The sequence below is a fragment of the Cellulomonas sp. APG4 genome, from assembly GCF_009996735.1.
Classification (GTDB): domain Bacteria; phylum Actinomycetota; class Actinomycetes; order Actinomycetales; family Cellulomonadaceae; genus Actinotalea.
The window spans coordinates 79,154-100,819 of the sequence record NZ_JAACYI010000007.1 but is presented as its reverse complement, the minus strand read 5'-3'; the positions used below and the strand labels follow the sequence as shown (position 1 = coordinate 100,819).

The window sequence follows — 21,666 nt, the reverse complement described above, 5'->3', positions numbered from 1 at the left end:
TGGTCTCAGGTGCGATAGGCCTGCAGGAGGCGCAGGAACTTCCTCTCGAGTGCGGGGACTAGCGGGCCGTCCCGATGGATCGCCCAGTGGATCATCGCGCCGTGGTAGGTGACCTCGAGCAGCTCCGCGAGGGCGTCGAGGTCTGTGCCTGCCCGGAGCTCCGCGGTCGACTCGGCCTCACGGAGCCGCTCGACGATCTTCGCGCGCAGGCGCACGGCGCCGTCCTGGGTCGAGGCGTGGAACTCGTCGTCGGCCAGCCCGATCTGGAGGAGGGACACCGAGTTGGCCATCTCCTGCGCCGTGGTGTCGGCGTCGACGGCGTGCACCATGCCGGCGATCAGCCGGTCGAGAGCAGAGCCGGTGTCCGGTACGGCGTCCATGCCACCGACCCATCGCTCGACGGCCCAGCGGTCGGCCGCCAGCAGGAGCTCGCGCTTGGAGCCGAACCGCTGGACCAAGGTCGACGGGGACAGCCCGGTCTGCTGGCCGGCCGCGGTGAGGGTGAACCTCTCAGGCCCGATCCGCTGCACGAGGCGTAGCACCTCGGCCAGGACGGCTTCGTCGCTGATGAGCTTCGGGCGCGGCATCAGGCGGGGAAGCGGTAGACGGACTGCACGGCACCCTGCTCCGTCGACGTCGACGAGACGAGCTGGGCGCGGATGGCGGCGGGCACCGGGCCGAAGAGCGGGATGCCGTCGCCGAGGACCACGGGCACTCGCGTCACCGTGAGGTCGGAGAGACGCCCGAGGGCCAGGAACGACTGGACGGTCCGACCGCCGTCCGCGTAGACGCGTCCGACGCCTGCCGCCTCGAGGCCTGTCACCAAGGACGGGATGTCCCGGTGGGCCGTCACAGGTGACGGACCCATGTCGGGGAGCGGACCGGGCGTCATCGTGGACGACAGGACGTGGATGGGCGTGCCTCGGTAGTAGTCCGGAGCGGACTCGGCCATCACCTCGTAGGTCGCCCGGCCCATCGCCAAGGCCTCGACGGACGCGAAGAACTCCTCGTATCCCGTGTTGTCGAAGGACGTGAGCCAGTCGAGCTCGCCGTTCGGCCCCGCGATGTACCCGTCGAGACTGCATCCGAGGAAGGCGTGGAAGGTCGTCATGAGGCAAATAGTAAACGAACGTGCACTTATATGGCTGCCATCAGGCTCGGACCCCGACGATGGCTGGGGAGCAGCGGGCGCTACCACGTCACCCCTCTGAGCGCCGGGATCGCGGCCGTGCCGACAGGCGTCACGTCCGTCACACGCCGACCCGCTCAGGAGGGTCGACCGCCGGTCGATCAGTGAATCGATTCGAGGGCGGCGATGAAGGGGGACGGCGATGATCGAGGAAGAGCGGGCCACGGAGGGCACGGTGCCGCCGCGGCGGGCGGCATCCCGGCGACGGTTCCGGGACCTGGCGGTCGCGGTCCGGATCGGTACCGCCGTCGGGGCACTCGCGGTCGTCGCCGCCGGGATGGGTGGCCTCGGCATGCTCACGGCCCAGCAGCTGAACGCCGGCCAGCACAGGTTGTACCTCGAGCACGTGGTCCCGATGGACCAGCTCGACGAGATCCAGCGCACGCTGCAGGGCAGCAGGGTGCGCGTCAACGCGTACACGTTCGAGCCGGAGGACACGCGCGGTGACCTGCGGGCCGAGATCGCCGAGCGCCGTGCGACGCTCGAGAGCCTCGTGGAGGGGTACCTGCCGCTCGCGGCCGACGCGGACCGCACGTCCGACGGGCTCGCCTCGGCGCTGCAGTTCCACGCCGAGTTCGAGGCCCAGTTCGCACCCGCCATCGAGCGAGGTGACCAGGCCGCGCTCTCCGCGCTCTACGACGACGTGATCTACCCCGCGGCGGACGCCGCACTCGACGCGTTCTCGGCCGAGGCCGAGGAGCAGGCCGTTGCGGCGGCGGACGAGTACGCCGTCGGCGAGGTGATGGTCGCGGAGCGGCGCGTGCTGATCGTCGGCGCCCTCGTCGCGGGCCTGGGCGCTGCCCTCGCGCTCGCCTGGGTGATCGTCCGTGGCATCACCACGACGGTCGGCGAGGTCAGGGCCGCGGCGGGTGCGATGGCCACCGGCGACCTGACCCGCGCACCGAAGGTCGACTCGCACGACGAGCTCGGCCAGATGGCCGGTGCGTTGGCTGGCGCCCAGGTCGCGTTGCGGCGCACGCTCGCGAGCGTGGGGGAGGCGTCGGCGACCATCGCCGCAGCATCGGAGAAGATGTCCGCGGCCGGGAGCCAGGTCGCGGCGGGTGCCGAGGAGACCTCGGCGCAGGCGGGCGTGGTCGCCGCCGCCGCCGAGCAGGTCTCGCGCAACGTCGAGACCGTGTCGGCGGGCGCCGAGCAGATGGGTGCGTCGATCCGGGAGATCGCGCAGAACGCGCACGAGGCGGCGCAGGTCGCTGAGCGCGCCACCGCTGTCGCTGCCTCGACGAACGCCACCGTGACGCGGCTGGGCGCCTCGAGCCAGGAGATCGGCAACGTCGTGAAGCTCATCACCTCGATCGCCGAGCAGACGAACCTGCTCGCCCTCAACGCGACGATCGAGGCGGCGCGAGCGGGTGAGGCCGGGAAGGGCTTCGCCGTCGTGGCCGGCGAGGTGAAGGACCTCGCGCAGGAGACCGCCAAGGCGACGGAGGACATCGCGCGCCGGATCCAGGCCATCCAGGGGGACAGCGCCGACGCCGTCGCGGCGATCGGCCAGATCTCCGACATCATCGGGTCGATCAACGACTACCAGATGACCATCGCCTCGGCCGTGGAGGAGCAGACCGCGACGACGACAGAGATCTCGCGCGGCGTGACGGAGGCGGCCACCGGCTCGGGCGAGATCGCGGTGAACATCACGGGCGTCGCGTCCGCTGCGTCGACGACCACCGAGGTCGTGGCCCAGATGGAGGCCTCGACGAGGGAGCTCGCGCAGATGTCGGCCGAGCTCAGGGCCCGCGTCGACACGTTCACCTACTAGGCCGCCCGACGGAGGACCTTCGACCGGGAGCCACCGTGCGGCGTCGGACGAGCATGGATCTGTGCCCTCCGACCTGAGTGCCGTGCCACGCAGCGCCCTGGCCGTCGCAGACCAGTGGGTGAGGCTCGCCGCACCGACGCCCGTTCCGGCTCCGTTCGACCCGACGTGCGTGGACCGCCTGCCGATCCCGGTCGCGCGGTGGGTGCGGCACTCCATCGCGCCGGGCACACCGCTCACGCGCACCCTGCTGCTCGAGATGGACGGGCTCATCCGCCTCGGGGCATGGCGGCCGTTCACCGCCAGCCAGGTGCTCGCCAGCTCCCGTGGGTTCATCTGGACGGCCTCGGCCCGGTTCGGTCCGGTGCCGGTGGTCGGGTACGACAGGTGGGCCGAGGGCCAGGGTGAGATGCGCTGGCGGATGGCCGGACTCGTCCCCGTGATGTCCGGGACGGGCCCGGACGTGACGCGGTCGGGTGCAGGGCGGCTCGCGGCCGAGGCCTTCCTCAGCCCGACGACGGCGCTCGATCCTTCCGTCGCGTGGCGGGGCGTCGACGACCACCGAGCGGTCGCGGAGCTGGAGGTGGGCGGCTGGACGCACGCGATCGACGCCGTGGTCGACGACACCGGCCGACTGACCGAGGTCTCGTTGCCCCGGTGGGGCGGCCCGGCGGGCGAGCCCTTCGCGCTGCACCGGTTCGGGGTGTTCTTCACGGGGGAACGGGAAGACGGCGGGGTGAGGCTTCCGGAGACGATCGAGGCGGGTTGGTTCCCCGGGACCGACCGGTGGTCCGCCGACGGCCTCTTCTTCCGAGCCGTACTGCGGCGGGTCGTGCACCGCTGACCGCGCGCCGAGGATCGCGCACCCCGATGCACACCACCTCTCCGCGAGGTCGCCACGGCACGACGGCCCACAGCCATGAGGCCCGCGCTACGGTCTGATCAAGGGTCGGGAGTGCCCCGGCCGCCGCCCCGAGGAGGCCATGTGAGCAGGCGTCGACGTCGGTGCACGACCGTGGGTCTCGTCGCTCTCGGAGCGCTCGGGCTGGCTGGCTGCGGCGACCCCCCGGACATCAGCGTGACCAGTACCAGCGAGGTCGCGGTCTCCGTACGGATCGGCGACGAGGACGTCGGTGAGGTGCCCCAGGACGGTGGCGTCGTGCTGCTCGAGGTCACGGAGTGCTACGGCCCGATCGTCCTCGAGTACGCCGACGGTCGCACGGTCGAGCTCGACCAGGAGATCTGCCCCGGGCAGGAGCTGGCGGTCGACGGCACGGCGGCGAGGGTCGTCGACACGGCCACATCCGACTGAGCCCTCCGATGCCGACGCCCACCGCACCACGACCCGAGCCGTTCAGCGCGTTCACCACGCCCGCGTTCTGGGACGACCCGCACATCTCCGCCGGGATGCTTGCGCTGCACCTGGACCCCGACGCCGAGCTCGCGTCGCGGCCCCACGACGTGGTCGACCGCTCCGTCGACTGGCTCGTCCGGCACCTGGGCCTGGCGACCGGGGCCCGCGTGCTCGACCTCGGGTGCGGCCCCGGGCTCTACGCGCACCGTCTCGCACGTCGGGGGGTCCGAGTGACCGGGATCGACGTCTCACGTCGTTCGATCGCCCACGCGCGCGCCATCGCCTCGGCCGAGGGGCTGCCCGCAGAGTTCCGCAGGGCGAGCTACCTCGACGCGAGCCTGGGCTCGGGGTACGACGCCGCCCTCCTCGTCTACGAGGACTTCTGCGCGCTGAGCCCGACCCAGCGGGCGGGCCTGCTGCGCGCCGTCGCCCGCGCGCTCGTGCCCGACGGCGCGTTCGTGATGGACGTGACCGCGGCCGCGCGGTTCACCTCGGAGCAGCCCTTCGAGGAGAAGGATCACGACCTGGACGGCGGCTTCTGGGCGCCGTCGCCCTACGAGGGCCAGCACGAGCGGTGGACCTACCCCGAGCTGCGGCTCGTGCTCGACCGCTACACGATCGACGACGGCGCGTCCGAGCGGCAGTTCTGGAACTGGACGCACTGCCTCACTCCCGACGAGGTCACGCGTGAGCTCGAGGCCGCCGGCCTCGCCCCACCCGAGCTGTTCGGCGACCTCACGGGCGCGCCCTACGACCCGGACGGGCCGACGTTCGCCGTCGTCGCCCGCCTGCCGTCGGGCACCACACGCGGGAACCCATGACCTCGGGTGCCGTCGTCACCTGCGCGGCGGCAGGCGGTGCAGGACGACGTCCGCGAGCTCGCCCTGCGTCACGTGTGCCGTCACGTACGTACAGGCGGGCTGCCTGCGGCGGTCGGTCGGTGAGCCCGGGTTGAGCAGCCGTAGGCCGCGCGGGGTACGGGTGTCCCAGGGGATGTGGCTGTGCCCGAAGACCAGGACGTCCGCGGAGTCCGCGAAGAGGTCGTCGCAGCGCTGCTCACGGCCACGCGTCGGTCCCGTCTCGTGGACCACGGCCATGCGCACGCCGTCGAGCTCGACGCGAGCGACCTCCGGCAGCCGCGCGCGGAGTCCCGGGCCGTCGTTGTTCCCGTAGCACGCGACCAGGCGACGCGAGCGCTGCTCGAGCGCGTCGAGGGTGGCCTCGTCCACCCAGTCGCCCGCGTGCACGACGACGTCGGCGCCGTCGACCGCGGCCCAGAGCTCGCCCGGCAGGTCCTTCGCACGGACGGGCAGGTGCGTGTCGGCCATGAGCACGAGGCGCAGCGGCCCGCGGGCGATGGGCGCACGGGCGGCGCGAGCGGGGGAGGCGGGCACGGAGACATGCGACACCGTGGTGCCGCGGGCCGCAAGCGGGTACCCCTAGGATGCGGCAGGCCGGGTGCAGTCGAGCGCAGGGGACGGGACACGTGGGCCAGCCGAGCGAGGACGGACCGGACGCGGTCGCGGCGCCGACGGCGACCGTGGGGGTGGCCGTGCGCTCGACCCGGCGGGTCCTCGGGCTCACGGTCGAGGCCCTCGCCCAGCGCTCAGGGGTCAGCACGGGCGCCCTCAGCCAGCTCGAACGCGGTCAGGGGAACCCCTCGTTGCTCACGCTCCAGCGGCTCGCGACGGCGCTCGGCGTCCCGCTCGCGCGGTTGCTCCAGGGCTCGACCCCGCCCGACCACCTGGTGGTCCGCGCCGGCGAGCGGCCGCGGCTCCCGGCGGCGAACGGTGACCCCGAGGGGATCGACGTGGTCCGCGAGCTGCTCACGCCGTCGGGCGGGCGGATGCAGGTGATCCGCAGCGAGCTGCCGCCCGGGTTCAGCAACGAGGGCCGCTCGTACCGACACCTCGGCGAGGAGTGCGTCGTCGTCCAGCAGGGTCGGCTCACGGTGGGCGTCGGCGACGAGGTGGTCGAGCTCGACGAGGGCGACGCGATCACCTACGACTGCACTGTCGCCCACTGGTGGGCGAACCGCGGGAGCGGCACGGTGGTCGTCCTCGGCTCGGTGACGCCGCTCGCGTTCTAGCCCTCCGCGCGACCGCCCGAGGCCCGCTCGGCGGCCGCGGCCCGCAGCTCGCGCAGGAGGACGGGGTCCAGGTGGCCGTCCACGAGTCGGTGCTCGACGTTGGCGAGGTGGGCCCACGCGGCGAGGCGCTGGGGCAGGGGCCCTTCGGGCAGCCCCACGCTGCCGAGAAGGTCGTCGACCGTGCCCGCCACCGCGTCCGTCAGGGGGACGAGGAGCGTCTCGTCGGGCGGGTCGAGGACGACGTGCTGGCGGCCGAGGAGGCGCGCGAGCTCGTCGACGGGGTTCGGGTGGTCGTCGACCCGCAGGTCGGTGCGCAGACCCCTCCGCAGGGACGGTGCGTCGTCGGCTCCGAGGACGAGCAGGGCGGCGCTCTGCCGGCCGCGCCGGTCACCGCCGGCGCGTTCCCCGGCGCGCAGCGCGTCGAGCAGCCGTGCGTCCAGGCGACCGGTCGCCGTCAGGAAGGCGTCGCGCATCGCGTCGAGCACCTCCTCGGCCGCGAGCAGGTTGCCGATCACCGCCCAGCCGTCACCTGTCCGGTGCCCCGCCGGTCGGGTGCACGCATCGCCGGTCACGGCGGCGCCCCATCCGCGCGGCCCGACGAGGGCGACCTGGCGCTGTGCCGCCTCCGGGTCCAGGCCGAGGAGGTCCGTCACGGCGGCGGTGGGATCCCGACCGTCCCGCAGGAGGTCGAGCCCCTGCCCCCGCAGCGAGGGGTTGGTGTGTCCCTGGCTCGCGACCGCGCCGAGCCCCGGGGCCACCGCGGGCACCGTCGCGCCGATCGCGAGGAACTTCGAGGCCGTGGCGACCCCCAGGGCACCGTCGGCGTCGCGGGCGACGATCGAGTAGGTCATGACCCTCCGCGGTCTCGGTGGCGCGTGCCTTGTGTCACCAGCGTGTAACGACCGTGGTCGATGCTTGACGTGGACGACATCGCCTTCGACATAATGACGGATCCTCACCATAGTGATGCAGGGTCCGGTACGTGAAGCACCGGGCACACGACCCCGGAAGGAATCCCCCATGAGGCGAGCAGCACGATGGATCAGCGCAGGAGCCGCAGTCGGTCTGCTGGCCGCATGCTCCACGGGGGAGGGCGTCGACCTCGACGGCGACGAGGGCACGGGCGGCGACGCGACGGGCGAGGTCCTCGTCGCGGCCATCGCGGGGGAGCCGGACCAGCTCGACCCGCACCGCACGTCGTCGTACTTCTCGTTCCAGGTCCTCGAGAACGTGTTCGACACGCTCGTCGAGCCGGATGAGAACCTCGAGATGCAGCCAGCCCTGGCCGAGTCCTGGGAGGTCAGCGACGACCAGCTGACCTGGACGTTCGACCTGCGTGACGGTGTCACGTGGCACGACGGCTCGGACTTCACGGCCGACGACGTCGTGTACTCCTACACGCGGATCATCGACGAGGAGCTCGCGAACGCGTGGCGCTTCGCGGCCGTCACCGAGGTGAGCGCACCCGACGACGACACGGTGGTGATCGAGGTGGCCCAGCCTTCGCCGAACCTCCTCTCGAGCATCGGTGGCTTCAAGGGCATGGCCATCGTGCAGCAGGAGAACGTCGAGAGCGGGGACATCGTGACGGCGCCCGTCGGCACCGGGCCGTTCTCGGTCGCCGACTACGCGGCGGGCGAGGCCATCGACCTCACCGCCAACGCCGACTGGTGGGGCGGGGCACCCGAGGTCGGCGGCGTGACCTTCCGGTTCGTCCCGGAGCCGACGACGGCCGTCGCCGAGCTCACCGCGGGCGACGTGCACTGGACCGACAACGTGCCGCCGCAGCAGGTGAGTGACCTCGAGGGGAACGACGACGTCGTCGTCGGGGCGGCCGCGAGCAACGACTACTGGTACCTCGCCGCGAACCAGGCGCGCCCGCCGTTCGACGACGTGCGCGTGCGGCAGGCCCTCGCGTACGCGATCGACCGCGAGGCGATCGCGCAGGTGACGCAGTACGGCAACGCGACCGTCAACCAGCTCGCGATCCCGGAGACCAGCGGCTGGTACACCGCGTACGACACCTACAGCCACGACCCTGCGCGTGCGAGCGAGCTGCTCGAGGAGGCCGGGGTCGACGGGCTCGAGATCGACATGATGGTCACGAGCGAGTACCCCGAGACGGTGACGGCGGCCCAGGCGATCGCCTCCCAGCTCGCGGAGATCGGCGTCACGGTGACGCCGCGTGAGCTCGACTTCGCCACGTGGCTCGATGAGCAGGGCCAGGGGAACTTCGACCTGCTGATGCTGTCGTGGCTCGGCAACATCGACCCCGACGACTTCTACTACGCCCAGCACCACAGCACGGGCTCGTTCAACTTCCAGGGCTACGCCAACCCCGAGGTCGACGCGCTGCTCGACGAGGCCCGGACCGAGACCGACGAGGCCGCCCGCAAGGACCTCTACGCCGAGGCGGCCACGCAGATCGCCGACGACGCGAGCTACGTCTACCTCTACAACCCCGACGTCGTGCAGGCCTGGGTCCCCGAGCTCGAGGGCTACGAGGCCCGCGGTGACGGCGCGATCCGGTTCCGCGACGTGAGCCTCGCCGACTGATGCTGCGCTTCACCCTGCTGCGCGCCGGGCACGCCGTCGTCGTGCTGCTCGGTGTCACGGTCGTGGTGTTCGCGCTCGTGCACCTCGTGCCCGGGGACCCCGTGCGGGTGGCCCTGGGCACGAGGTTCACGCAGGAGTCCTACGACGCGTTGCGCGCCGCCTCGGGCCTCGACCAGCCGCTGCTGACGCAGTACGTGCAGTACCTCGGCAGTGCCGTCACGGGTGACCTGGGGGTGAGCTTCCGCACCGGTCAACCGGTGACGACCATCCTGCTCGAGCGGCTCCCCGCGACGGTGTCGCTCGCGGCCGCGGCGCTGGTGATCGCGCTCGTCATCGCGTTCCCGCTCGGCGTCTTCGCCGCGACACGGCACGGTCGGGCGTCGGACACCGTGGTGCGGGTCGCGAGCCAGGCGGGCGTCTCGGTCCCGGACTTCTGGCTGGGGATCATGTTCATCCTGCTCTTCTCGGTCACGCTCGGCTGGCTCCCGCCCTCGGGCTACGTCCCGCTCACCGAGGACCCGCTCGAGTGGGCGCGTCGCGTGGCGATGCCCGCCCTCGCCGTCGGCCTCGTCTCGGGGGCGATCCTCACGAGGTTCGTGCGCAGCGCGGTGCTCGAGTCGCTGGGTTCGGACCATGCGCGGACGGCGCGCGCCAAGGGCCTGCGGGCGAGGGTCGTGCTGCTGCGGCACGTGGTGCGCAACGCGCTCGTGCCCGTCGTGACGGTGATCGGCGTCCAGGCCGCGACCCTGCTGGGCGGGATCATCGTCGTCGAGGTGGTGTTCGCGTGGCCCGGGCTCGGGCGGTTGACGTACGACGCCGTCGCCGCACGGGACTACCCGGTGCTGCAGGGCTCGGTGCTGCTGGTGGCCGCCCTGTTCCTGCTGGTGAGCTTCCTGGTCGACGTGCTCTACGGCCGGATCGACCCGAGGATCTCGGCCCGATGAGCGCCTCGACGAGCGCATGGCGCCTGCTGCTGCGCAGCCCGGTCGCGGTCGCGGGACTGGGCGCGCTGGGTCTGCTCGTGGTGCTCGCCCTGCTGGGACCCGTGCTCGTGCCCTACGGCGCGAACGCCGTGGACGTGACGCGCGCGCTCCAGCCGCCGAGCGGCGCGCACTGGTTCGGCACCGACGACCTGGGCCGCGACGTGCTGAGCCGGGTGGTCCTGGCGGCGCGCGCGTCGCTCCAGGTGAGCGTGGTCAGCGTGAGCATCGCGCTCGTGCTCGGCGTGGCGCTCGGCCTGGTCGCGGGCTACTTCCGTGGGTGGGCCGACGCCGTGGCGATGCGCGTGGTCGACGTGCTCTTCGCGTTCCCTGTGATGCTCCTCGCGATCGCGATCGTCGCGGTGCTCGGCCCCGGCCTGACCACGGCCATGATCGCGATCGGCATCGTCTACGTACCCGTGTTCGCCCGGGTCACGCGCGCGAGCGTGCTCGGCGTGCGCGAGGAGCCGTACGTCCGCGCCGCCGTGGCGATCGGGGCCGGGCCGCTGCGCATCATCCGCACGCACGTGCTGCCCAACGTGACCGCGCCGATCATCGTGCAGACGTCACTGAGCCTCGCGTTCGCGATCCTCGCCGAGGCCGCGTTGTCGTTCCTCGGACTCGGGATCCAGCCGCCCGAACCCTCGTGGGGCCGCATGCTCTTCGACGGCAAGGGCTTCACGGGGTCGTGGTGGATGAGCGTGTTCCCCGGCCTCGCGATCTTCGTGACCGTGCTGGCGTTCAACCTGGTCGGGGACGGGCTGCGCGACGTGCTCGACCCACGCCAGAGGTCCGTCCTGGAGTCCCGGAGGGACCGATGAGCACGACGACGGCGGCCCTCGCGGTCGAGGACCTGCACGTGACCATCGGTCGGGGCGCCCGGGTCGCGCGGATCGTGCGGGGTGTGTCCTGGTCCGTCCAGCCGGGGCAGACCCTCGGCGTGGTGGGGGAGTCGGGCTCCGGCAAGTCGATGTCGGTGCTCGCCGCGACCGGCCTCGCCCCGGCCACGGCGCGCGTCGAGGGACGCGCGTTCCTCGACGGCACCGACCTGCTCGGACTCGGGCCGGGCGAGCTGCGTCGCACCCGCGGACGCGGGCTCGGCTTCGTCTTCCAGGACCCGATGACCTCGCTCAACCCGCTGCTGACGGTCGAGCGGCAGATCACCGAGGGGATCGAGGAGCACCTGGGCGCGACCCGGCGCGCGGCGCGCACCCGTGCGCTCGAGCTGCTCGAGATGGTGGGCATCCCCGACGCCGCACGCCGCCTCGAGGCGTACCCGCACCAGATGTCGGGCGGCATGCGTCAGCGGGTCATGATCGCGATCGCCCTCGCGTGCGAGCCCACGATGCTTGTCGCGGACGAGCCGACCACCGCGCTCGACGTGACGACGCAGGCGCAGATCCTGGACATCGTGCGCGAGCTCCAGGAACGCATCGGCATGGGCGTCGTCTGGATCAGTCACGACCTCGGGGTGGTGGGTGGCCTCGCAGACGAGGTCGTGGTCATGTACGGCGGCCAGGTGCTGGAGAGCGCGGGCGTGCAGACCCTGCACGACGCCCCGGCCCATCCGTACACGCGCGGGCTGCTCGGTGCCCGCCCTCGTCTGGGCAGGCTGCGCGAGGAGCTCGTCGCGATCCCCGGCGCACCACCCGACCCGCGCGCACTGCCGGGCGGATGCGTCTTCTACGAGCGGTGCCCGATCAAGGCGGAACGGTGCGCGCACGAGGTCCCGCCGCTGGCCGAGGTGGCACCAGGTCATCTCGCGCGGACGTTCTGCACGGAGGAGCGATGACCCCCGACGACGCGTCCACGACGGACCGCCCGCTGCTCTCGGTGCGCGACCTGAGCGTGCGCTTCCCGGCGGGGCGCGAGGGCCGCGTCCGGCGATGGGTGCACGCCGTCGAGGGCGTCGGGTTCGACGTCGAGCGCGGACGCACGCTCGGGCTCGTGGGGGAGTCCGGCTCGGGGAAGTCGACCATCGGCAACGCCCTCACCGGACTCGTCCGTGCGACGTCCGGCACCGTCCACCTCGACGGGACGGACGTGCTCACCGCTCGCGGCCGCGCGGCCCGGGAGCTTCGCCGACGCATCGCGATGGTCTTCCAGGACCCCTACGCGTCGCTCGACCCGCGGCGGAGCATCGGCGCGACGATCCGCGAGCCCCTCGACGTGCACCGACTGCTCGCGTCGCGCGCGCAGCGGGCGGCCCGCGTCGCAGAGCTCCTCGACCTCGTCGGGCTCCCCGCCCAGGCCGCCCAGCGCTACCCGCACGAGCTCTCTGGAGGTCAGCGGCAACGCGTCAGCATCGCCCGGGCGCTGGCCGCCGATCCCGACCTGATCGTGCTCGACGAGGCGACGGCGTCGCTCGACGTCTCGGTGCAGGCCCAGATCATGAACCTGCTGCGCCGCCTGCAGCGCGAGCTCGGACTCACCTACCTGTTCATCTCGCACGACCTGGCAGCTGTCGAGCACATGAGCCACCGGGTCGTGGTGATGTACCTCGGGCGTCTCATGGAGCAGGGGGAGCGGTCGGGCCTGTACGAGCGGCCCGCGCACCCGTACACGCAGGCCCTGATGTCCGCGATCCCTGCGGACGACCCTGCGGTCGAGCGCACACGTGAGCGGATCCTGCTGAGCGGCGAGCTCCCGAGCCCCGTCGACCCGCCGTCCGGCTGCGTGTTCCGCACGCGCTGCCCGCTCGCGATCGACGCCTGCGCCGACCACGTCCCGCCGGTCCACCTCGACGTGGACCACACGGCATGGTGCCTGCGCACCGACGCCGCGCTGGCGGGCCGAGCCCCTCGATAGCGGGGCCCGCGCGGCTCAGGCGTGCCCGTCGGCCGACGGCGCACGCTCGTGGCCCTGTACCGGCGTGACGGGGAGGCGCACGACGAACTGGGTCACCCCGTGAGCGCTCGTGACGGCGATCGTCCCGCCGTGGGCGCCGACGACGGCGTCCACGATGGCCAGACCGAGGCCCGTGGAACCGCTCCGCGGGCTGCGGGCCTCGTCGCCGCGCGTGAACCGGCGGAAGAGGTGCGGCACCAGCTCCGGCGCGATGCCCGGGCCGTCGTCGCGCACGGTCAGCACGACGTCGCCGTCGTCGCGACGGACCGACGCCACCACCGTGGTGCCGGGCGGGGTGTGGACCCGCGCGTTCGCAAGGAGGTTCACGAGCACCTGACGCAGGCGGTGCTCGTCGCCGCGCACCACGGTCGGCGGGACGTCGTCGTCGGGTGCGGGGACGTCGAGGTGCCACCGGTGGTCCGGGCCGGCGACGTGCGCGTCGGTCACGGCGTCGGCCGCGAGGAGCGAGAGGTCGACCGGCGCACGCTCGAGGTCGCGGCCCGCGTCGAGGCGCGCGAGCAGCAGCATGTCCTCCACGAGCCGCGTCATGCGCTCGGACTCGGCCTCGACGCGTCCCATCGCGACCAGCACGTCGTCGGGAACCTCGGAGCGCATCCGCCGCACGAGCTCGGCGTAGCCGCGGATCGACGCGAGGGGTGTGCGCAGCTCGTGACTCGCGTCGGCCACGAACTGCCGCACCTGGGTCTCGCTCGCGTGGCGCGCCCCGAGCGCGGCCTCGACGTGGTCCAGCAGCCGGTTGAGCGCACTACCCACCTGGCCCACCTCGGTGCGCGGGTCGGTGTCGACCGTGGGCACGCGGGCGACGGGAGCCACCTCGCCGCGAGCGAGCGGCGCCGCTGCGACGTGAGCGGCCGTGCTCGCGACACGCTCGAGGGGACGCAGCTCCCTGCGCACGAGCGCCCCGCCCACGACCACCGCCGCGGCGACACCGGCGATCGTGACCAGCAGCTCGACGACGAGGTAGCTCGTGACCGTGCCCTCGACGTCCTGCGCCGACACCCCGGTGACGACCAGGTCGCCTGAGCTCGTGGTCGTCGCGAGCGCCCGGTAGGTGCCCAGCTCGCCGAGCTCGACGGTGGTCGGCCCGGCGGCCGGGTCCAGCGCCCGCAACGTCGCGACCGCGGCGTCGGAGAGGGCCTGCACCTGCCCCTCGGCGTCGATCCGCCCCGCGACCACCTCGCCGTCACGGATGCTGACGGTCACCGTCCCGACGGCCTGGCCCCGGACGTCGAGCCCCGGAGGTGGCTCACCGAGCGGCCCGTCCGCCTCCCAGGGCGGGAGGTCGGTCTCGTCCGAGGGTGCGGAGCCCGCGCGGGGACGGTCCTCGGCGCCGAGCACGCGCTCGCTCGCGGCCCGAAGGGTGTCGTCGAGGCGGTCCACCAGGCTTCCGCGCAGCGCGAGGGTCGACACCGTGCCCATCGCCCCCGCGAGCACCACGACCATGGCGGCGACGAGCACCACGAGGCGCCGGCGGAGCGTCCAGCCGGTCACGGGCGCGCGGCGTCGTCGGCCGGCTTGAGCACGTAGCCCGCACCGCGCAGCGTGTGGATCATGGGTGCACGTCCCGCGTCGATCTTGCGACGCAGGTAGGAGACGTAGAGCTCGACGATGTTGGCCTGGCCGCCGAAGTCGTACTGCCACACGCGGTCAAGGATCTGCGCCTTGGACAGCACACGCCGCGGGTTGCGCATGAAGAAGCGCAGCAGCTCGAACTCCGTCGCGGTCAGGCGCACCTCCTGGCCGGCGCGGGTCACCTCGTGGCTGTCCTCGTCGAGGACGAGGTCACCCACCACGAGGGCGCCGTCCTCCTGCGCCTCGGTGAGCCCCGAGCGGCGGAGCAGCGCGCGCAGGCGTGCGACGACCTCCTCGAGGCTGAACGGCTTGGTCACGTAGTCGTCACCGCCCGCGGTGAGTCCGGCCACGCGGTCCTCGACGGCGTCGCGCGCGGTCAGGAACAGCACGGGGACGTCCGGGTGCACCGCGCGTATGCGGCGCAGCACCTCGAGGCCGGACATGTCGGGGAGCATCACGTCGAGCACCACGACGTCGGGCCGGGTCGCGCGTGCCGACCGGATCGCGGGCTGGCCTGCGGTGACCGCCTCGACGTCCCACCCCTCGTAGCGCAGCACGGTCGACAGCAGCTCGCCGAGCGACGGCTCGTCGTCGACGACGAGGGCGCGGACGCGCGAGCCGTCGGCGCGGGTCAGCACGGCGTGAGGGGCGGGGCGGGGGCTCATGACGCGATCGTGCGCGCGCGACCCGAGGAACCGCTGGGAGGAGTCTGTGCGCCACCTGTGGACCGCGGCTCACACCGGACGCACAGGATCCGCTGGGCCACGCCACAGCGCACGTCGCGAAGGTCGTGGCGACACACCGACCCAGGGAGCCCTGATGAACGCCGCCGTGCCCTACCTGCCCTACCTCATCGACCTCGTCGCGATCCTCGTGCTGACGTTCGCGCTGTACGTACCCCGGCACCGGCGCCGTGACCTCGTGGTCGCGTTCCTCGGCGTCAACGCGGGCGTGCTCGCGGTCGCCACCGTGCTCGCGCAGTCGACCGTGGCCGTAGGCCTGGGGCTCGGCCTGTTCGGGGTGCTGTCGATCATCCGGCTGCGCTCGACCGAGCTGGGCCAGCAGGAGGTCGCCTACTACTTCTCGGCGCTCGCCCTGGGGCTCGTCGGTGGGCTCGCACCGAACCCGGGCATGGCCGCAGGGCTCAGCGCGCTGGTGCTGGGCGTCGTCGCCGTGGGCGACCATCCACGGCTGCTGCGCAGGCACCGCGCCCAGCTCATGGTCCTCGACACGGCCTTCACCCGGCACGACGCCCTGGTGGCCCACCTCGAGGGTCTGCTGGGCGCCCGCGTGCACCGCGCCGACGTCGTGAAGGTCGACCAGGTGCTCCAGACGACGCTGGTCGAGGTCCGCTACGAGGTCCCGCCCGTCGATGCGCCCTCCGCCGCGGTCGCCCGGGACCGGCTCGGGGTCGCCGCGTGAGCGCCCTCGCGGGTGTGCCGGGCCGGGCTGTGACCGACCTGCCCCCGGTGGGTCTGGACGAGCTGATGGACCGGGCCGCCCTGCTGACCCGCACCGACCGCAAGTACGTCGTCCCGGACGCGGCGGTCACCGGGCTGGTGCGCGCGCTCGCATCGCTTCCCGGCGGTGCCCGTGTGCTCGACATCGACGGCCGCCGGAGCTTCGGCTACCGGTCCGTGTACCTCGACACCCCCGCGCTCCAGTGCTACCGGGAGGCGGCGCACCGCCGTCCGCTGCGCTGCAAGGTGCGCACCCGCTCCTACGTCGACTCGGGTGGGGAGTGGCTCGAGGTCAAGACGCGCGACCGGCGCGGGCGCACCACCAAGCACCGCGTGCCGCGCGACGGGAGCAGCGCCGACGACCGCGCGCTGAGCGTGCCCGAGCGCGCATTCGTCGCGCAGGTGCTCGAGGACCACGGCCTCGGGCTCCCGACCGACCAGCTCAGGCCCGCGCTCGTCACCTCCTACCGACGCACCACCGTCTGGCTCCCCGGTGACGACGTGCGCGTCACCGTCGACACCGAGCTCGTGTGCCGCTCGCTCGGGGCCGGGGTCGCGCTCGCACGCCGGGCCGTCGTCGAGACGAAGTCTCCCGGGGCGCCGTCGGCCGCCGACCACGTGCTGTGGCGGGCGGGGCACCGGCCCGCACGTGTCTCGAAGTACGCGACGGGCATGGCGGCGCTCGACCCCGCACTCCCCGCGACCCCGTGGCGGCCCGTCCTGAGCCGTCATCCCTTCGTCTGCACCACCGTCACCGAGCCGTCCAGGAGGACGTCATGAAGCGCAGTCACCTCACCCGATCCCTGTCCCTCGCCACCGCGCTGGCGCTCGTCGGAGCGTGCGGGACCACGACCGCGACGTCGGCGTCCACCTCGTCGGGGACGGCGACGGTCGAGCAGGACGCAGCGGTCGCCCAGACGGCCGCGACGTCCGAGAACATGGTCGACCACGACGAGCCCGACGACCACGTGTGGGACGTGGCCGACGAGGAGGTGGTGGCGCTCGACGGCACGGGCGCCACGTCGTCGTCGGACGCGGTCACGGTGGACGGAGGCACCGTGACGGTGACGCGGGCCGGCACCTACCGGGTCACCGGGACCCTCACCGACGGCCAGCTGCGCGTCTCGACCCAGGACGAGGGGATCGTGCGGCTCGTCCTCGACGGGGTGGACATCACCAGCACCACGGGCAGTGCGCTCTACGTCGAGGAGGCCGACGAGGTGGTGGTCGTGCTCGCCGACGGGACCACGAGCACGCTCACCGACGCGACCGCGTACGTGCTGGCCGACGGGGTCGACGAGCCCAACGCGGCGCTGTTCTCGACCGCGGACCTGACCCTCGCGGGCAGCGGGGACCTGGTGGTGCAGGGGCGCAGCAACGACGCGATCGCGTCCAAGGACGGGCTCGTCGTCACCGAGGACCCGACGATCGAGGTCGACGCCGTCGACGACGGCGTGCGCGGCAAGGACTACGTGCTCGTGGAGGGCGGGACGCTGGACGTCACGGCGGGCGGCGACGGCCTGAAGGCGGACGAGGACGAGGACGCGACCGCGGGCTACATCCAGGTGACGGACGGTGAGGTGACCGTCACCGCGGACGGTGACGGCGTCGACGCCGTCACCGACGTCCTCGTGGACGGCGGGAAGCTCCACGTCACAGCCGGAGGCGGCCACACGGCGGCGCCGGACGAGGAGGTCTCGACCAAGGGGCTCAAGGGCGGCGTCCACGTGGCCGTCGCGGGTGGGACGGTGGCGGTGGACGCGAGCGACGACGCGGTGCACGCGAACGGCACCGTGAGCGTCACGGGCGGCGACCTCACGCTGGCGTCGAGCGACGACGGCGTGCACGCCGACGGCACCCTCGCGGTGGACGGCGCCCAGGTGACCGTCACGTCGTCGTACGAGGGCCTCGAGGGTGGCGCGATCGTCGTCGCCTCGGGCGAGGTGGACGTGACCGCGGACGACGACGGGCTGAACGTCGCGGGCGGCGCCGACGGCTCCGGCTTCGCGGGTCCGGGCGGTGCGGCCGACGGAGGCATGCCAGGCGGCGGGCCGGCTCCGGCGGACCGTCCGTCACGCGACGACGGCTGGGGCGGTGATCGTGGTCCCGCGGCGACCGGGAGCGCGGACGACGGGGACGGCATCGTCACGACCGACCAGCTCGCCCTCACGACGCCCCGCGCGACGGGTGCGCAGCAGGCGGCGACGGGTGCCGCACCGCAGCCGGGCGACGAGGGCTCGCTGGTGATCTCGGGGGGCACGGTCACGGTGCACGCCGACGGTGACGGCCTCGACGCGAACGGATCGGCGGCGGTGACGGGCGGCACCGTCACCGTGCACGGCCCCACGAGTCAGGGCAACGGTGCGCTCGACGTCGACGGCACCTTCGTGGTGAGCGGCGGGACGCTCGTCGCCGGCGGGAGCGCGGAGATGCTCGTGACGCCGCAGGGCGACGGGCAGGGCGTCGCCGTGGTGGCGTTCGGGTCCGCGGCCCCGGCCGGTGCGACGATCGAGCTCGTCTTGGAGGACGGCGCCGTCGTCGCGACGCTGGTGAGCGAACGCGCGACGGAGGCTGTCGTGGTGAGCTCACCTTCGCTGACCGCGGGGACGACGTACGGGGTGCTCGTCGACGGACGCGAGCTCGGCCCCGTCACAGCGGGATGAGGTGGGGTCCGGGCGGGGTACCGGCGCGGTGCTCCGCCCGGACCCGTGGTGTCGCCGGGTCCTAGGTCCCGGCGACCGCGCCGTCTCCGGCGGTGTCATGGCCGCGAGAAGCGCACCGGGAGGCTCGCATGGCACTCGACTTCGTCGCGTTCGACTGGGAGACCGCCAACGGTGCGCGGGGCTCGGCATGCGCCGTCGGGCTCGTCCGGGTTCGGGACGGGCAGGTGGTCTCGACGTGGTCGAGCCTGCTGCGGCCACCCGCACCGTTCGCGGGGTTCGACCCGGCGAACACCGCGGTCCACGGTCTGTGCGCCGACGACGTCACCGAGGCCCCGTCCTTCGCCGAGGCGTGGCCCACGGTCGAGTCGTGGCTCGTCGCGGACACCGCGGTGGCCCACAACGCGAGGTTCGACCTCGACGTGGTCAAGGACGCTACGTGGGCGAGCGGCCTGCACTGTCCACGACTGAGGTACGGCTGCACGCTCACGCTCGCGCGGCGTCACTTCGACCTCCCGTCGTACGGCCTCGACGTGGTCGCCGAGGCGGCCGGCGTCACGCTCGAGGCCCACCACGACGCCCTCGCGGACGCGCGTGCGGCAGCCGAGGTGCTGCTGCGGGTCTGCTCCGACGTCGGCGCGACCAGCGTCGAGGAGGCGTTCGACGCGCACGGCATCGGTCTGGGATGGTCCACCGGGCCGGAGGCCGTGCCGTGCCGTGTCGTCGGCCGGTCGCGCTGGCACGGGTCGCCCCGCGGCACAGCGCAGCACGTCGAGCCGACCCTCTGGTGACCCCGGCTGGCGCTGCTACCTCGACAGGAGGAGCCGCCGTCGGGCTGGCATGCTGACGCCGTGGCGAACCCCCCGATGCCGATGACGGGCACGGGTGCGTCCGAGCCGCACGCCGACACGGCGAGCCGGTGGGCGCTGCTTCCCGCCGCCGGGGTCTCCGCGTCCGCACTCCTGCTCTTCGGGCTGCACGTGCGACCGCTCGGGTACGTGGTGCTGCTGCTCAGTCTCGCGGGGGCCGTGCTGGTGGACCGGGTGCTGGCCAAGGACCTGCTGCTGATCGGCCTCGGGATCTCGATCGTCAGCACCACCTCGATGGAGGCCGACGTCTCGTGGGACCGGTTCTTCGCGATCGGGACCGCACTGACGCTCGCGGTCGCCGTGCCGTTCCTCGTCGACAGGTTCGTCTACCGCAGGCGGGCGATCCGGTTCCCGTGGCGCACCGGGAGGCGCTGGCCACGGATCGAGAAGGCCTACCTCGTGCTCGTGCCGCTGCTGGGGTGGGCGATCCTGCCGTTCTACTTCATCTCCTCGGGCGCCTACGAGAACTGGCCGCACATCACCGACGGCAGCGAGCTCGCGCGGTTCTTCGTCGGGGTCAACGCGGTGGGGACGTGGGACGAGCTGTTCTTCATCTGCACGTGCTTCGCCCTGCTGCGCCGGCACTTCCCGGTGTGGCAGGCCAACCTGCTGCAGGCGACGATCTTCGTCTCGTTCCTGTGGGAGCTGGGCTACCGCTCGTGGGGGCCGCTGCTCACGATCCCGTTCGCGCTGCTCCAGGGCTTCATCTTCACGCGCACGGGGTCGCTCACGTACGTGCTGATCGTCCACCTGCTGTTCGACGCGATCGTCTTCCTCGCGATCGTGCACGCGCACAACCCCGACATGTTCGCGATCTTCGTCTACTAGCGCGCTCCGCGGGTTCACTCCCGCAGGGCGTCGAGCAGGTGCAGCCAGATCTCGCTGCGCGTGGGGAACGCGGGCACGGCGTGCCGAAGCCGCGCGATCGGCACCTCGCCGACGACGGCGATCGTGGCCGCGTGGAGCATCTCGGCCACCTCGGTCCCGGTGAGGGTCACGCCCACGAGCACGCCGCGGGCCTCGTCGACGAGGAACCTGCTGGTGCCCGCGGTACCCGCACCGTGGAAGGTCCCGCCCGCGTTGCCCGAGGTCGGCACGTCGACCACTCGCACCTCGAGCCCCGCCCGTGCGGCCGTGCGCGTGGTGTGGCCCACGGCCGCGACCTGCGGGTCGCTGAACACGACTCTCGGCGCGAGCTCGTCGTCGGCGCCGTGCCGCACCGCGGTGTCCCGCCCGAGCACGGCGTCGGCGACGAGACCCGCGCGGTACTTGGCCATGTGGGTGAAGGGGGCCCGGCCGTCCAGGTCGCCGAGCACGTACAGCCACGGCAGGCCGCCGACGCGTCCGTCGAGGCCGGGGGACAGGGTCGCGTCGTCCGCGAGGCCCACGGACTCCAGGCCGAGGCCCGTCGTCTGCGGAGTCCGCCCCAGCGCGACGAGCACCTCGTCCGCCTCGACGGAGCCGCCGTCGTCCAGGGTGACCTCGACCCGATCGGCCGTGCGCCGCACCGCGGTCGCGCGTGCACCCGTGCGGATGTCCACCCCGGCGTCGCGCAGCGCCGCGGTCACCTGCTCGCACGCGAACTCCTCCTCACGCGGGAGCAGGTGCCGCTCGCCCTCGACGAGCGTGACGTCCACGCCGAGCGAGCGGTACGCCTGGGACGTCTCGACCCCCACCACACCGCCGCCCAGCACGACGAGGCTCGCGGGCAGGCGCGCGGCCGTGGTCGCCTCACGGTTGGTCCACGGCCGCGCCTCGGCCAGACCGTCGATCGGGGGGACGGTCGGTGTCGAACCGCCCGCGAGCACCACCGCGCGCCGCGCCTCGAGCACGCGCCCGTCCACCTCGACGCGCTGCGGGCCGACGAGCCTGCCCCACCCGCGGTAGAGCGTGATCCCCCGCTCGTCGAGCCACGGGAGCTGGGCGGAGTCGTCCAGGTGGTTCACCACGTCGTCGCGCCAGGCGAGCACCGCCGCCGTGTCGAGCTCGCCGGAGACGGAGGCGGCCGCGCCCGGCACGCGCCGCGCCTCGGCGAGCACCTCGCCGGGGCGCAGCAGCGTCTTCGAGGGCATGCACGCCCAGTACGAGCACTCGCCGCCCACCTTGCGGTCCTCGACGATCGCGACGTCGAGCCCGGCCTGCGCGAGGTAGCCCGCGGCCACCTCCCCGCCCGGGCCGGCACCGATCACGACGACGTCGTGCACCGCACGCTCGGGTGTCGCGTCCATGGCCGTCCCCTCACCGCGGGGACGGTCCCCGCCTCACGCGCCAGTGTGGACCCACGACGGGCGGCGC

General features: G+C 73.2%; 22 protein-coding genes. 15 read left to right on the top strand and 7 right to left on the bottom strand.

Annotation, left to right across the window (positions count from 1 at the left end; genetic code table 11):
* Window positions 1-5: 5 nt before the first annotated feature.
* Entirely contained in the window at window positions 6-587 is a 582-nt protein-coding gene (locus GXB85_RS07545) for a TetR/AcrR family transcriptional regulator (protein WP_161917027.1), read from the bottom strand.
* Complete coding sequence (locus tag GXB85_RS07540) at window positions 587-1,111, bottom strand: dihydrofolate reductase family protein (RefSeq protein WP_161917026.1); 525 nt, start codon at window positions 1,109-1,111, stop codon at window positions 587-589. Before GXB85_RS07540 ends, GXB85_RS07545 begins: the two co-directional genes overlap by 1 nt.
* Before the next feature lie 220 nt (window positions 1,112-1,331).
* Here GXB85_RS07540 and GXB85_RS07535 point away from each other — a divergent pair, with 220 nt between their 5' ends.
* From GXB85_RS07535 to GXB85_RS07520, 4 genes are all read left to right on the top strand, one after another.
* Window positions 1,332-2,966, top strand: coding sequence for a methyl-accepting chemotaxis protein (locus GXB85_RS07535; RefSeq protein WP_161917025.1), 1,635 nt, complete (start codon window positions 1,332-1,334; stop codon window positions 2,964-2,966).
* A 61-nt stretch (window positions 2,967-3,027) separates the two neighbouring features.
* On the top strand, window positions 3,028-3,807 hold the full coding sequence (locus GXB85_RS07530; protein ID WP_161917024.1) for a DUF6544 family protein: 780 nt from the start codon (window positions 3,028-3,030) through the stop codon (window positions 3,805-3,807).
* 234 nt (window positions 3,808-4,041) lie between these two features.
* Window positions 4,042-4,275, top strand: a complete 234-nt coding sequence (locus GXB85_RS07525) for a hypothetical protein (protein ID WP_161917023.1) — start codon at window positions 4,042-4,044, stop codon at window positions 4,273-4,275.
* Between the two features lie 8 nt (window positions 4,276-4,283).
* Window positions 4,284-5,138, top strand: a complete 855-nt coding sequence (locus tag GXB85_RS07520) for a cyclopropane-fatty-acyl-phospholipid synthase family protein (protein WP_161917022.1) — start codon at window positions 4,284-4,286, stop codon at window positions 5,136-5,138.
* A 15-nt stretch (window positions 5,139-5,153) separates the two neighbouring features.
* Here GXB85_RS07520 and GXB85_RS07515 read toward each other — a convergent pair whose 3' ends face one another.
* Window positions 5,154-5,645 carry a metallophosphoesterase gene (locus GXB85_RS07515; RefSeq protein WP_202627710.1) on the bottom strand — a complete coding sequence of 164 codons (492 nt, stop codon included), beginning with the start codon at window positions 5,643-5,645 and terminating at the stop codon, window positions 5,154-5,156.
* Window positions 5,646-5,803: 158 nt separating this feature from the next.
* Here GXB85_RS07515 and GXB85_RS07510 point away from each other — a divergent pair, with 158 nt between their 5' ends.
* Window positions 5,804-6,406, top strand: a complete 603-nt coding sequence (locus GXB85_RS07510) for a helix-turn-helix domain-containing protein (protein WP_370524076.1) — start codon at window positions 5,804-5,806, stop codon at window positions 6,404-6,406.
* Here the strand turns inward: GXB85_RS07510 and GXB85_RS07505 are convergent.
* Window positions 6,403-7,257 (bottom strand): DUF1028 domain-containing protein, encoded by an 855-nt coding sequence (locus GXB85_RS07505; RefSeq protein ID WP_161917020.1) that lies wholly within the window; start codon window positions 7,255-7,257, stop codon window positions 6,403-6,405. The two genes, GXB85_RS07510 and GXB85_RS07505, sit on opposite strands and share 4 nt — an antisense overlap.
* Before the next feature lie 169 nt (window positions 7,258-7,426).
* On the opposite strand from GXB85_RS07505, the gene GXB85_RS07500 reads away from it, so the two are divergent.
* Genes GXB85_RS07500 through GXB85_RS07480 form a run of 5 tightly spaced genes read left to right on the top strand, consistent with a single transcriptional unit; the run spans window position 7,427 to window position 12,750 of the window.
* Complete coding sequence (locus GXB85_RS07500) at window positions 7,427-8,962, top strand: ABC transporter substrate-binding protein (RefSeq protein WP_161917019.1); 1,536 nt, start codon at window positions 7,427-7,429, stop codon at window positions 8,960-8,962.
* The gene (locus tag GXB85_RS07495) at window positions 8,962-9,906 is read left to right on the top strand and encodes an ABC transporter permease (RefSeq protein WP_161917018.1); all 945 of its coding nucleotides are present in this window, start codon (window positions 8,962-8,964) and stop codon (window positions 9,904-9,906) included. Before GXB85_RS07500 ends, GXB85_RS07495 begins: the two co-directional genes overlap by 1 nt.
* Entirely contained in the window at window positions 9,903-10,763 is an 861-nt protein-coding gene (locus GXB85_RS07490) for an ABC transporter permease (protein ID WP_161917017.1), read from the top strand. The genes GXB85_RS07495 and GXB85_RS07490 overlap by 4 nt, the downstream gene beginning before the upstream one ends.
* Window positions 10,760-11,734, top strand: coding sequence for an ABC transporter ATP-binding protein (locus GXB85_RS07485; protein WP_161917016.1), 975 nt, complete (start codon window positions 10,760-10,762; stop codon window positions 11,732-11,734). Before GXB85_RS07490 ends, GXB85_RS07485 begins: the two co-directional genes overlap by 4 nt.
* Window positions 11,731-12,750, top strand: a complete 1,020-nt coding sequence (locus GXB85_RS07480) for an ABC transporter ATP-binding protein (protein ID WP_161917015.1) — start codon at window positions 11,731-11,733, stop codon at window positions 12,748-12,750. The genes GXB85_RS07485 and GXB85_RS07480 overlap by 4 nt, the downstream gene beginning before the upstream one ends.
* 15 nt (window positions 12,751-12,765) lie before the next feature.
* On the opposite strand, the gene GXB85_RS07475 is transcribed toward GXB85_RS07480, so the two are convergent.
* Window positions 12,766-14,301 (bottom strand): sensor histidine kinase, encoded by a 1,536-nt coding sequence (locus GXB85_RS07475; RefSeq protein ID WP_370524074.1) that lies wholly within the window; start codon window positions 14,299-14,301, stop codon window positions 12,766-12,768.
* On the bottom strand, window positions 14,298-15,047 hold the full coding sequence (locus GXB85_RS07470; RefSeq protein WP_161917014.1) for a response regulator transcription factor: 750 nt from the start codon (window positions 15,045-15,047) through the stop codon (window positions 14,298-14,300). Before GXB85_RS07470 ends, GXB85_RS07475 begins: the two co-directional genes overlap by 4 nt.
* Window positions 15,048-15,201: 154 nt before the next feature.
* On the opposite strand from GXB85_RS07470, the gene GXB85_RS07465 reads away from it, so the two are divergent.
* From GXB85_RS07465 to GXB85_RS07445, 5 genes are all read left to right on the top strand, one after another.
* Window positions 15,202-15,804, top strand: a complete 603-nt coding sequence (locus tag GXB85_RS07465) for a DUF4956 domain-containing protein (protein ID WP_161917013.1) — start codon at window positions 15,202-15,204, stop codon at window positions 15,802-15,804.
* The gene (locus GXB85_RS07460) at window positions 15,801-16,622 is read left to right on the top strand and encodes a polyphosphate polymerase domain-containing protein (protein WP_370524073.1); all 822 of its coding nucleotides are present in this window, start codon (window positions 15,801-15,803) and stop codon (window positions 16,620-16,622) included. The genes GXB85_RS07465 and GXB85_RS07460 overlap by 4 nt, the downstream gene beginning before the upstream one ends.
* Window positions 16,619-18,505 (top strand): carbohydrate-binding domain-containing protein, encoded by a 1,887-nt coding sequence (locus tag GXB85_RS07455; protein WP_161917012.1) that lies wholly within the window; start codon window positions 16,619-16,621, stop codon window positions 18,503-18,505. Before GXB85_RS07460 ends, GXB85_RS07455 begins: the two co-directional genes overlap by 4 nt.
* Window positions 18,506-18,633: 128 nt before the next feature.
* The gene (locus tag GXB85_RS07450) at window positions 18,634-19,293 is read left to right on the top strand and encodes an exonuclease domain-containing protein (protein WP_161917011.1); all 660 of its coding nucleotides are present in this window, start codon (window positions 18,634-18,636) and stop codon (window positions 19,291-19,293) included.
* An 81-nt stretch (window positions 19,294-19,374) separates the two neighbouring features.
* Window positions 19,375-20,199, top strand: coding sequence for a CPBP family intramembrane glutamic endopeptidase (locus GXB85_RS07445; RefSeq protein ID WP_161917064.1), 825 nt, complete (start codon window positions 19,375-19,377; stop codon window positions 20,197-20,199).
* Window positions 20,200-20,213: 14 nt separating this feature from the next.
* Here GXB85_RS07445 and GXB85_RS07440 read toward each other — a convergent pair whose 3' ends face one another.
* The gene (locus tag GXB85_RS07440) at window positions 20,214-21,599 is read right to left on the bottom strand and encodes an NAD(P)/FAD-dependent oxidoreductase (RefSeq protein ID WP_161917010.1); all 1,386 of its coding nucleotides are present in this window, start codon (window positions 21,597-21,599) and stop codon (window positions 20,214-20,216) included.
* Window positions 21,600-21,666 lie beyond the last annotated feature (67 nt).

Coding starts and splice junctions, on each gene's coding strand:
- GXB85_RS07465 (WP_161917013.1), top strand. CDS start 15,202: ATGAACGCCGCCGTGCCCTACCTGCCCTACCTCATCGACCTCGTCGCG.
- GXB85_RS07515 (WP_202627710.1), bottom strand. CDS start 5,645: ATGGCCGACACGCACCTGCCCGTCCGTGCGAAGGACCTGCCGGGCGAG.
- GXB85_RS07470 (WP_161917014.1), bottom strand. CDS start 15,047: ATGAGCCCCCGCCCCGCCCCTCACGCCGTGCTGACCCGCGCCGACGGC.
- GXB85_RS07490 (WP_161917017.1), top strand. CDS start 9,903: ATGAGCGCCTCGACGAGCGCATGGCGCCTGCTGCTGCGCAGCCCGGTC.
- GXB85_RS07535 (WP_161917025.1), top strand. CDS start 1,332: ATGATCGAGGAAGAGCGGGCCACGGAGGGCACGGTGCCGCCGCGGCGG.
- GXB85_RS07485 (WP_161917016.1), top strand. CDS start 10,760: ATGAGCACGACGACGGCGGCCCTCGCGGTCGAGGACCTGCACGTGACC.
- GXB85_RS07545 (WP_161917027.1), bottom strand. CDS start 587: ATGCCGCGCCCGAAGCTCATCAGCGACGAAGCCGTCCTGGCCGAGGTG.
- GXB85_RS07445 (WP_161917064.1), top strand. CDS start 19,375: ATGACGGGCACGGGTGCGTCCGAGCCGCACGCCGACACGGCGAGCCGG.
- GXB85_RS07540 (WP_161917026.1), bottom strand. CDS start 1,111: ATGACGACCTTCCACGCCTTCCTCGGATGCAGTCTCGACGGGTACATC.
- GXB85_RS07520 (WP_161917022.1), top strand. CDS start 4,284: ATGCCGACGCCCACCGCACCACGACCCGAGCCGTTCAGCGCGTTCACC.
- GXB85_RS07455 (WP_161917012.1), top strand. CDS start 16,619: ATGAAGCGCAGTCACCTCACCCGATCCCTGTCCCTCGCCACCGCGCTG.
- GXB85_RS07495 (WP_161917018.1), top strand. CDS start 8,962: ATGCTGCGCTTCACCCTGCTGCGCGCCGGGCACGCCGTCGTCGTGCTG.
- GXB85_RS07505 (WP_161917020.1), bottom strand. CDS start 7,257: ATGACCTACTCGATCGTCGCCCGCGACGCCGACGGTGCCCTGGGGGTC.
- GXB85_RS07500 (WP_161917019.1), top strand. CDS start 7,427: ATGAGGCGAGCAGCACGATGGATCAGCGCAGGAGCCGCAGTCGGTCTG.
- GXB85_RS07440 (WP_161917010.1), bottom strand. CDS start 21,599: ATGGACGCGACACCCGAGCGTGCGGTGCACGACGTCGTCGTGATCGGT.
- GXB85_RS07450 (WP_161917011.1), top strand. CDS start 18,634: ATGGCACTCGACTTCGTCGCGTTCGACTGGGAGACCGCCAACGGTGCG.
- GXB85_RS07480 (WP_161917015.1), top strand. CDS start 11,731: ATGACCCCCGACGACGCGTCCACGACGGACCGCCCGCTGCTCTCGGTG.